This window comes from Pseudomonas sp. (genome assembly GCF_049645325.1).
Taxonomy (GTDB): domain Bacteria; phylum Pseudomonadota; class Gammaproteobacteria; order Pseudomonadales; family Pseudomonadaceae; genus Aquipseudomonas.
In genome coordinates this window covers 1-5252 of the sequence record NZ_JBARTQ010000548.1, presented here as the reverse complement: position 1 = coordinate 5252, position 5252 = coordinate 1, and the positions used below count along the sequence as shown (strand labels likewise).

4 protein-coding genes are annotated in these 5252 nt (G+C 60.7%); 3 read left to right on the top strand and 1 reads right to left on the bottom strand.

All coding sequences use genetic code 11. From position 1 onward, the window contains the following. Nucleotides 1-95 precede the first annotated feature (95 nt). Complete coding sequence (locus tag WBB95_RS22945; RefSeq protein ID WP_424489647.1) at nucleotides 96-1274, top strand: NAD(P)/FAD-dependent oxidoreductase; 1179 nt, start codon at nucleotides 96-98, stop codon at nucleotides 1272-1274. Nucleotides 1275-1502: 228 nt separating this feature from the next. After that, nucleotides 1503-3686 (top strand): YccS family putative transporter, encoded by a 2184-nt coding sequence (yccS, locus tag WBB95_RS22940; protein ID WP_424489646.1) that lies wholly within the window; start codon nucleotides 1503-1505, stop codon nucleotides 3684-3686. Nucleotides 3687-3790: 104 nt separating this feature from the next. Here yccS and WBB95_RS22935 read toward each other — a convergent pair whose 3' ends face one another. After that, nucleotides 3791-4528, bottom strand: a complete 738-nt coding sequence (locus tag WBB95_RS22935) for a substrate-binding periplasmic protein (RefSeq protein WP_424489645.1) — start codon at nucleotides 4526-4528, stop codon at nucleotides 3791-3793. A gap of 198 nt (nucleotides 4529-4726) precedes the next feature. Between WBB95_RS22935 and WBB95_RS22930 the strand changes: the two genes are divergently transcribed. Further along, nucleotides 4727-5179 carry a GNAT family N-acetyltransferase gene (locus WBB95_RS22930; protein WP_424489644.1) on the top strand — a complete coding sequence of 151 codons (453 nt, stop codon included), beginning with the start codon at nucleotides 4727-4729 and terminating at the stop codon, nucleotides 5177-5179. Nucleotides 5180-5252 lie beyond the last annotated feature (73 nt).

Here is a 5252-nt window from a genome sequence, read left to right as displayed (position 1 = left end):
CGATAGCGGTGGTGAATTCACCGACGCCATCGCAGGCAAGCCAGCTCCCACAGTTTTGATTGTATTTCAGACCCTATTTTTGTGAGGACATCGCTGTGCGCTCGACCGAAGTTGTGATCATTGGCGCCGGCGCCGCAGGCTTGATGTGCGCACTGACCGCCGCCGGGCGTGGGCGCCAGGTGATGTTGATCGACCACGCGAACAAGGCCGGCAAAAAGATCCTGATGTCCGGCGGTGGCCGCTGCAATTTCACCAATATGTACACCGAGCCGGCTAACTTCCTCTCGCACAATGCGCACTTCTGCAAGTCCGCCCTGGCGCGTTATACCCAGTGGGACTTCATCGGGCTGGTGGCCAAGCACGGCGTGCCGTACCACGAGAAGAAGCTCGGCCAGCTGTTCTGCGATAACAAATCCAGCGACATCCTCGGCATGCTGCTCGACGAGTGCATCCAGACCGGCGTGAGCCTGCACCTGGACACCTCGATTGAGGAAATCGCCAAAGTCGACGGCGGCTACCAGTTGCAAACCACCCTCGGTGACGTGCGCTGCGAATCTTTGGTGATCGCCACCGGCGGCCTGTCGATTCCGACCCTGGGCGCCACCGGCTTTGGTTACCAGGTAGCCAAGCAGTTCGGCCATGAACTGCTGCCGACCCGCGCAGGTCTGGTGCCGTTCACCATTACCGACCAGCTCAAGGCGTTGTGCGGTGAGCTGTCCGGCACCTCCGTGGACTGCCTGGTCAGCTGCAACGACCAGAGCTTTCGCGAGAACATCCTGTTTACCCACCGCGGCCTGAGTGGGCCGGCGATCTTGCAGATTTCCTCGTACTGGGAAGCCGGCGACATGGTTGAAATCAACCTGTTGCCCGACCACGACGCCCACACCTGGCTGCAGCAGCAACAGGTCGAGCGCCCGAACAGCGAGCTGAAAACCCTGCTGGGCGAGATCTTCACCAAGAAGATGGCGAACCTGCTGGCGGAAACCTGGTTCGCGTCCAAACCGATGAAGCAGTACACCCACGCCGAAATCGCCGACATCGCGCAGAAGCTCGGCAGTTGGCAGTTGGTGCCTGCGGGCACGGAAGGCTATCGCACGGCCGAAGTGACGCTGGGTGGGGTGGATACGCGGGAAGTGTCGTCCAAGACCATGGAATCGCTGAAAAGCCCGGGCTTGTACTTCATTGGCGAAGTGCTGGATGTGACCGGTCACTTGGGCGGGTTCAACTTCCAATGGGCATGGGCCTCAGGTTACGCGGCCGCGCAATTTGCCTGACACCGCTTCAACCTTGAAATGCATTCCCCTGTGGGAGCTGGCTTGCCTGCGATAGCGGTGTTGGATTCACCCCTGCAATCGCAGGCAAGCCAGCTCCCACAATGGTTTTGTGCTGTTGTGTAGAAAGTGCCAGCACACTATTTTTGCGCATCGATGTGATCGCCACGCTTGCCGTAGCGTCATTACTGGCTCAATTTAGCGGCATCGTCCCGGAAGACTCCAGACTTCATGTCATCGACCTCGTTCAAGCAGTCCATGCGGCGCCTGTGGGCGCTGGATAAATTCAGTTACAGCGTACGGGTATTCATCGCCCTCACCGGCAGCATGGCGCTGTGCTGGTATCAGAATGAAATGGCGCTGCTGATCCCGTTGTTCCTGGGGATTATCGCCAGCGCCCTTGCCGAGACCGATGACAGCTGGCAAGGCCGCCTCAATGCGTTGGCGGTGACGCTGGTGTGCTTCAGTGTTGCCGCGCTGTCGGTGGAGTTGCTGTTCCCTTACCCGTGGATCTTCGCGATCGCCCTGGCCCTGGCCAGTTTCTGCCTGACCATGCTCGGCGCCCTCGGCGAACGGTATGGCGCGATTGCTTCGGCGACACTGATTCTGTCGGTGTACACCATGATCGGCGTGGACCAGCGCGGCGGCGCGGTCACCGATTTCTGGCACGAACCCCTGCTGCTGGTGGCCGGTGCCGCGTGGTACGGCGTACTGTCGGTGTTGTGGCAGGCGCTGTTTTCCAACCAGCCGGTACAGCAGAGCCTGGCGCGGTTGTTTCGAGAACTGGGGCGTTACCTCAAGCTCAAATCATCATTGTTCGAACCGATCCGCCAGCTGGATGTGGAAGCGCGACGCCTGGAACTCGCCCAGCAAAATGGCCGTGTCGTGGCGGCGCTCAACGCGGCGAAGGAAATCATCTTGCACCGCGTGGGCAATGGTCGGCCGGGCTCGAAAGTCAGCCGTTACCTGAAGCTGTATTTCCTCGCCCAGGACATCCACGAACGCGCCAGTTCGTCCCACTACCCTTACAACGCCCTGGCTGAAGCCTTTTTCCACAGCGACGTGCTGTTCCGCTGCCAACGCCTGTTGCGCCAGCAAGGCAAGGCCTGCCAGGCCTTGGCGGAGTCGATCCAGCTGCGCCAGCCGTTCATCTATGACGACAGCTTTGCCGAAGCCCTGGGCGACTTGAACGCCTCGCTGGAACACCTGCGCATCCAGAGCAACCCGGCCTGGCGCGGCTTGCTGCGTTCGTTGCGCGCCCTGGCGGCCAACCTCTCGACCCTCGACCGCCTGCTCGGCGACGCCAGCAACCCCGACTCCCTGGCCGACGCCACCGACAGCAGCCTGCTGGACCGTGCGCCGCGCAACCTCAAGGAGATGTGGACGCGCCTGCGCACCCAATTGACGCCGACTTCGTTGCTGTTCCGCCACGCCTTGCGCCTGCCGCTGGCGTTGAGTATCGGTTATGGGATGGTGCACTTGATCCACCCGTCCCAGGGCTACTGGATCATCCTCACCACCCTGTTTGTGTGCCAGCCCAACTACGGCGCCACGCGGCGCAAGCTGGGCCAGCGGATCATCGGCACCGCCATCGGCTTGACCGTGGCCTGGGCGCTGTTCGACCTTTTCCCAAGCCCGCTGGTGCAGTCACTGTTCGCCATCGCCGCAGGCCTGGTGTTCTTTATCAACCGCACCACGCGCTACACCTTGGCCACGGCGGCAATCACCCTGATGGTGTTGTTCTGCTTCAACCAAGTGGGCGACGGCTACGGGCTGTTCCTGCCACGCCTGTTCGATACCTTGCTCGGCAGCCTGATCGCGGGCCTCGCGGTGTTCCTGTTCCTGCCGGACTGGCAAGGCCGCCGCCTGAACAAGGTGCTGGCCAACACCCTGACCTGCAACAGCATCTACCTGCGCCAGATCATGCAGCAATACGCCGCCGGCAAGAGCGACGACCTGGCGTATCGCCTGGCGCGGCGCAACGCGCACAACGCCGATGCGGCGCTGTCCACCACCCTGGCGAACATGCTGATGGAGCCCGGGCACTTTCGCAAAGAGGCGGATGTGGGCTTCCGTTTCCTGGTGCTCTCGCACACGTTGCTGAGTTATTTGTCAGGGCTGGGCGCGCACCGGGAAACCCAATTGCCGGCCGAGGTGCGTGAGCATTTGATCGACGGCGCGGGTAATTCGCTGGCGGCCAGCATTGATGAAATCGCCACCGGCCTGGCCAACAAGCAGCCGATTGCGATTCAAAGTGATGCCGAGGAAGCCTTGGCGGCGGACCTGGAGCAAATGCCGGATGAGATTGATGAAGGGCAGCGGCTGGTGCAGACACAGTTGGCGTTGATCTGCCGGCAGTTGGGGCCGTTGCGCACGTTGGCGGCGCATTTGATCAAGGATACCAGCGAGGCTTAGACCGCTTTCGCGAGCAAGCCCGCTCCCACATTTAACCGCGTATAACCTTTGAAATGCGCTCGAATGTGGGAGCGGGCTTGCTCGCGAAGGGGCCCGCAAGGCCGCTACATCCCATGCGCCTTCATCAACCGCGCATAACTGCCATCCGCCTTCATCCTCGCAATCTCGCGGTCAAAACCGGCAACAATCTGCGCATGCTCGGGGTTCTTCAGGCTGACCAGAATATGCAGGCTGTTCTCACTCAACGGCTTGTCCAAAAACTCCACCGCATTGCGCACCCGGGGCGACTCGCGTGCCAGGTAATAGCGCGCAACGTACTCATCCTCCAACGTCAGCCTGACACGCTGCGCCGCGAGCATGCGCACGGCCATGGCGAAGTTATGCACCGGCACTTTGTTCAACTGCGTGTCTTGGTCAAAGGGCGCCGAATAGGCGTAACCACGCACCACGGCGATGGACTCGTCGTGCAGTTGCTCCAGGTTCTGATAGTCGATGGGGTCGTCACGGCGCTTGATAAAACGCACGCGGTTCAGCAGGTATTCATCAGAGAACTGACCCAGCTGCGTACGGGCGTCGTCGTACCAGGCATTGATCAGCACGTCGTAGCGCCCATCACCCACACCCATCAGCGCCCGCGCCCACGGCACCTGCTCAAAATCACTGGCGTAACCTGCGCGGGCCAGGGCCGTGGTCACGATATCAGTGGCCAACCCGCCATTGATCAAGGTCGCATCGGTGAAGGGCGGCCAGGCATCCGCCACCAGGCGCAGGCGTTGTGCGAACGCCGGCTGAGCCAGCAATAACACTGCGATCAAAGCAACGGCACGAGAAAATCGCGGCATGCTCAAGGTCCTTGGCGGGCAGGCGATGGCCTGATAACAGTAGCTCATCAATGAGCCTGCATTGCAGATTACACAAAGAAGTCGGCGGCGATTGGATTGAATGATGGCAAATTGACGCTATTCACAAAAATGCTCAATTTAGACAGGCCTGCCCATCACGCTTACTATCGGCACCAGCCATTCATAAGAGAGCACACCATGACAGTCGATTGGGTCTGCAAACATCACGATGACCTGGGCAAGGAGCAGCTGTACGCCATTCTGCGCCTGCGCAACGAAGTGTTCGTTGTCGAGCAGAAATGCGTCTATCAGGACCTCGACGGGCAAGACCTCTCGAGCGACACCCACCACCTCATGGCGTGGCACAACGACGAACTGGTGGCCTACCTGCGCCTGCTGGACCCGGAAACCCAGGGCGGTGACGTGGTGATCGGCCGGGTGATTGTTGCGCCGGTGGCCCGCGGCACCGGGCTGGGCCATCAGATGATGGAAGAAGCCCTCAAGCAGATCGCCGATATCTGGCCTGAGACGCCGATTTTTCTGTCAGCCCAGGCGCATTTGCAGGGGTATTACGGGCGGTATGGGTTTGTGGTGGCGGGCGAGGAATATGTGGAGGATGACATTCCTCACATTGGTATGCGGCGCGTTTGAGGGCATCTTCGCGAGCAAGCCCGCTCCCACATTTGAATGGGTTCACACGGTCAAATGTGGGAGCGGGCTTGCT

Excerpts from the sequence above, each read along its gene's own strand:
- WBB95_RS22935 (WP_424489645.1), bottom strand. The coding sequence starts at position 4,528 with ATGCCGCGATTTTCTCGTGCCGTTGCTTTGATCGCAGTGTTATTGCTG.
- WBB95_RS22930 (WP_424489644.1), top strand. The coding sequence starts at position 4,727 with ATGACAGTCGATTGGGTCTGCAAACATCACGATGACCTGGGCAAGGAG.
- yccS (WP_424489646.1), top strand. The coding sequence starts at position 1,503 with ATGTCATCGACCTCGTTCAAGCAGTCCATGCGGCGCCTGTGGGCGCTG.